At 60.1% G+C, this 1,866-nt stretch carries 2 protein-coding genes; both read left to right on the top strand.

What is annotated here, in order from left to right; translation table 11 throughout:
- Positions 1-69 precede the first annotated feature (69 nt).
- Positions 70-219, top strand: a complete 150-nt coding sequence (locus tag AC6RA4_RS25265; protein ID WP_500165045.1) for a DUF5989 family protein — start codon at positions 70-72, stop codon at positions 217-219.
- Between the two features lie 74 nt (positions 220-293).
- Positions 294-1,866: carbamoyltransferase family protein (locus tag AC6RA4_RS25260; RefSeq protein WP_500165043.1), on the top strand; the 1,573-nt coding region annotated here is incomplete at its 3' end.

The raw sequence follows: 1,866 nt of genomic DNA, 5'->3' as shown, positions 1-1,866 counted from the left end.
GTCAAAGGATGGGCCGCCCTCATCCATGTACAAGCAGTATTAGAATTGGTTGCGTAGGAGTGAATCCATATGTCTTTTGTAGCTGAACTATGGGAATTTCTGAGGGTCCGACGCAAATTCTGGCTGCTGCCCATCCTTGTGATGATGGTGCTTCTCGGGGGCCTGATTGTTCTGACCCAGGGGTCGGCCATCGCGCCTTTCATCTATACCCTGTTTTGATGCCCGCGCCCTTCTCTGTCGCCTCCTGATCCGAGGCGGCGGAAATACCGCGCCCTTGCCCAAAGGATCGTTCAGTGTCAGCCATACTTGGAATTTCGGCGTTTTATCACGACAGCGCGGCCGCGCTTCTGGTGGATGGAGAGGTTTTTGCGGCCGCACAGGAAGAACGGTTCACACGCAAGAAGCATGATGCCGGATTCCCGCGCCATGCGATCGAATATGTTCTGGAGGAGGCCGGGTTGACGCTGGACGATGTGGACGGCGTTGCGTTCTATGACAAACCCTTCCTCAAGTTCGAGCGGCTTCTGGAGACTTACGTTGCCAACGCGCCGCGCGGGTTTCGGTCGTTCAGTGTCGCGATCCCGGTCTGGATCAAGGAGAAGCTGTTTCAGAAATCGCTGCTGCTGAAGGAACTGAAGGAGATCAGTCCCACGGCGGAGCTCCGCGACAAGCTCATGTTCGCCGAACACCACATGAGCCACGCCGCGAGCGCGTTTTATCCGTCACCCTTCGAGGAGGCCGTCGTGCTGACGCTGGATGGTGTGGGCGAATGGGCGACAACGACGGTTGCGATCGGACGCGGCAAAGAGCTGGAGATGGTCAAGGAGATCCATTTCCCGCATTCGCTCGGCCTCCTGTATTCGGCGGTGACCTATTATACCGGCTTCAGGGTCAATAGCGGCGAGTACAAGGTGATGGGGCTGGCGCCCTATGGCGCGGCGCGGTTCAAGGACCTGATCCTGAAGGAACTCGTCGATCTGAAGCCCGATGGCTCGTTCCGGTTGAACCAGGACTATTTCAACTACGCCACCGGTCTGACGATGACGAACCAGAAATTCTCGGATCTCTTCGGGCGGCCCGTGCGTGTGCCCGAAAGCGAGATGCTGGACCAGTTCCACATGGATATGGCCGCCTCGGTGCAGGCGGTCACCGAAGAGATCGTACTGACCATGGTCCGTCATCTGGCGCAGGAATACCAAATTCCCAACCTTTGCATGGCGGGCGGCGTTGCACTGAACTGTGTCGCCAATGGCAAGATCCTGCGGGACGGGGCCTTCAAGGATATCTGGGTGCAACCGGCGGCCGGGGATGCCGGTGGCGCGCTTGGCGCGGCGCAGGCGGCATGGCACCAGGAACTGGGCCATGACCGCGTGGTCCGGAACGGTGCGCGCGATGGCATGAAAGGCGCCTATCTTGGCCCGGTCTTCAAGCAAGCCGACATCGAGCGGCGCCTGACGGCGGCGGGCGCGAAGTTTGAGACGCTGGAGGAGCCGGGCATGATCGAGGCCACCGCGCAGGCCCTGGCCGATGGCAAGGCAGTGGGCTGGTTCAACGGCCGCATGGAGTTCGGCCCCCGGGCCTTGGGCGGGCGCTCGATCCTCGGCGATCCACGCTCCGAGAGCATGCAGAAAACCCTGAACCTGAAGGTGAAGTTCCGCGAGAGCTTCCGCCCCTTCGCGCCCTCGGTGCTGCGCGAGGACATGGGCGACTGGTTCAACCTCGACTATGACAGCCCCTACATGCTGCTTGTCGATCATGTTCGCGAAGACAAGCAGCGCAAGATGACCGCAGAGGAAGAACAGCTCTTCGGGATCGAAAAGCTGAACATCAAGCGCTCCGAGATCCCGGCGATCACCCATGTGGATT

It is taken from the genome of Salipiger sp. (assembly GCF_059781815.1).
The sequence above is the reverse complement of the archived record's forward strand: the minus strand, read 5'-3'. Positions and strand labels throughout refer to the sequence as shown.